The organism is Bacteroidia bacterium (assembly GCA_023228875.1).
In the GTDB taxonomy this organism is placed as follows: Bacteria; Bacteroidota; Bacteroidia; order NS11-12g; family UBA955; genus JALOAG01.
Window position 1 is genome coordinate 1 of record JALOAG010000057.1, and the last position, 3,283, is coordinate 3,283.

At 33.2% G+C, this 3,283-nt stretch carries 3 protein-coding genes; all 3 read left to right on the forward strand.

What is annotated here, in order from left to right; translation table 11 throughout:
• The coding region (gene terL, locus M0R38_13185; protein ID MCK9482689.1) for a phage terminase large subunit at positions 1-777 on the forward strand (777 nt) is incomplete at its 5' end.
• Between the two features lie 62 nt (positions 778-839).
• A complete protein-coding gene (locus tag M0R38_13190; protein ID MCK9482690.1) occupies positions 840-3,002 on the forward strand; it encodes a phage portal protein in 2,163 nt (720 codons plus the stop codon).
• On the forward strand, positions 2,999-3,283 hold a 285-nt coding region (locus M0R38_13195), incomplete at its 3' end, for a single-stranded DNA-binding protein (protein MCK9482691.1). The genes M0R38_13190 and M0R38_13195, both read left to right, overlap by 4 nt.

Below are 3,283 nucleotides of genomic sequence, written 5' to 3' on the forward strand. Positions count from 1 at the left end.
AAGAGAGATGACTTAATAGGGCGTTTGATAGATACTAAATATAATATGACACATATTAGACTCCCTGCTTTGTACGACGGGTTAGACGCTTATGGAAGTCCGGAATCACATCAAAAAGAAATTGACACTCCACTATGGGATGAGTTTGGATATGATTATTACGACGAAATACGACGTTCAAATGAGTACACGTGGCAGAGCTTATATCAAGGTTTACCAATTTCACGTGGAAATGCTATATTCAAAGATGTAACATTCTATAATTCTTTGCCGTCTGAATATAAAGTACAAATCGGTGTGGATTTGGCATACTCAGAACGTACCAAAAGTGATTATTCCGTTGCCGTCGTAATTGCAGTAGCTAATCAGAAGTATTATATATTAGATGTCATAAGGTGGCAAAAAGAATTTAACTACTCAATTGATATACTGCAAAACCTTTATAACAAGTATGTAAGTAAAATTGCAATGGAAAATAACGGAGTTCAAAAAGCTATTTGTGATATGGTTGAATCTAAGTTAGGTTATAACCGTATAAAACGGATTAATCCGACACAGGACAAAGTAGCACGTGCAACAGATTTTAGCAGTCAATGGAATTTAGGTAATGTCTTAGTTCCAAACCCTGAAATATATCCAAACAATTGGTTAAGTGATTACATAGAAGAAATGCAGAGTTTTACAGGTATTAAAGATAAACACGATGACCAAGTTGACGCTTCTGTTTATGCTTTTATGAATAAAGGAATTGAGTTGGGTGATATGATTATGATATAAATTAGTTTACAATAAAATATTTATTGTTATTTTCGTGTTAGAAAAAAAAATGAGTACGAAAAATGAATAAAGTTCAAAGATTTTTAGCTGAAAAGATAAGTGGGATAGACGTCGATAACTTGCTAAACAAACAGCAAGTAAATGAATTATTAGAGAAAAAAGAAAACGACTTAGCACAGTATTTAACAACTATAAGCTCGTTTAATAATCTTTTTAGTAGTGTAATGATAGACAATCCCAAAAAAGTCAAAATTTTCGGCGGTTGGGTCTTTGCGTGTATCAATACCACTAACAATTATGTTAGTCAATTAAATTTTTACCCTGAAAAATTAACTAATGACGGTTATGTTCCATACCCTCAAGACCATTGGATTAATTATCTGTTTAACCACGTCAATCAATTGTATTCATTCAACACTCTTAAAAGAATTATTTCAGATAGTATCCAAAGAACCGGTAAAGCATTTGTTTGGGTCCCGGCAGAAAAATTGCCTTATGCAATGTATTTTCTTAGGACTGAAAATGTTACGATACAGACTTCAAGCGATAAAATGATAGAAAAATTCATATTCAACGGCAATGGTAAAACATTAGAGATATTACCTGAAAATATGATATACATAAAAACATTAAGTTTAGATAGATTTGAAAGCAGCTTGTTCGACGGCGTACCGGTTAAGATAAATGCCGCTATGGACACGATATTAACTGCAGGGGAAAAAAAGATATTTGCACGTGATTATATGACACGTGAAGGTTCAGAGCCTTATATCTTAAAAGCTACGCAGGAATTTGACACGACACAGTTGAGCAACTTCCTCGAAAATGTTCGCAACAAAGTACCGGAAGCATTTAGACCAAAAACTTATATTCCTTTTGGAATGGATATTGCAAACTTAACAGCCGGTACAAATGCGACAACGGCAAATGATGTCAATTACTCTGAAATGGTGGACGAAATATGTGCTATTATGGGTGTTGCTAAGGATATGATTTTAGGCAAATTACTTAGTCGCACAACATCAATAACAGTTAAAGAAATGTATTATGAGGGTACTGTATATCCTTATGCCGAAATGATTAAAGAAGAATTTACAAAACACTTTAAACAATACGAACCAGACTTTGAACTCAATTACGATAAATACAGTTTATTAGACCCTGAATTTGAATTAAAACAGAATGAATCAGATTTTGATAGGGGTATCAAATCACAGAATGAAATCCGTTTGGAGCGTGGATACGCAGAAATTGAGAACGGTGATATAAGGCTAATCAAAACCGGTTACACGAAGTTAGAGGACGTTCACAATCCGCCCGCAATTGATACGGGACTTACATTTGACGAAAACACATCATTACAAGAAATAGAATTGATGTTAAAAAAAAAATCTATTATGAGTAATACAGACGAACTTGTAAAAAAACTATATTGGAAAGCGTTAAATACTTTCAATAATAAGTATGAATTGCAATATATTAAAATCATTAGTGATACATTCTTAGACTTACAAGAAGAAATATTAGACAATAACAATCTAAGTAAGTGTTATGACAATATCCCTACTATTGAAGTTACAACGTTCCCGTCACGCAAATTAAAACGTGTTACGCAAGTTGAAAACATTAAGTTATTTGACTTAGAAAAATGGGTTAAGATTTTAACATTGAATACTAATCCAATAACAAGTAAATTTATTAAAGCGGTTTTTAGGCGTTCTGCTAAAGATATAAACGAATCTATTGTACTTACCGATTATGAAAAACAAATAGCTAAATTAAGTAAAAATACAACAGATAAAATTACGACATCATTAGGCACGATTGAGCAAGAGCTTCAAAGAGAAATTGCCAAAATAGTTGAAATTAACCCAACGGCTTCTAAACAAGAACTATTAGATATATTCAAAGAAAAATTAAGTTATAAATTCAAAGACGTGTTTAGTGAAAGCCGCTCTAAACTAATTGCACAAACTACCACTACTTATACAAGCGGTCAAGGTCAAAAGTTGGTATGGAACTCAAAAGGATATGCTTTTATGTGGTTAACTCAAAGAGACGGCGTTGTAAGACCATCGCATGATGCAATGGATGGTACTTTGGCAGGTGAAGACGGTTTATTTAATGTCAATGGTGATAGAATGGAAACGCCAGGCGGTGGTTCGGTAGCAAGCGAAAATGTTAATTGTAGATGTTATGGTTTGCCGGTTAGAGTCGCAAAATGATAGAACATCAGAATTTTGTTAGTATAATAGGGGTAATCAAATCTATTCCTAATTATCACTTAAATACAGACGGTACACGGTTTCGTACTTTAGAAGTCGTAACTGAAATTCCTACAACAAATAAAGCTGGCGAAATGAGAATTAACAGGACTATTCATAACATACATTTGTGGAATAGTATTTGTGATGTTTGTAGTTATCTAAAAATTGGTGATACAGTGTCCGTGATAGGCAAACTCAAGAATAATGATGGAGGCGAACACAATGTATTAAACGTAATC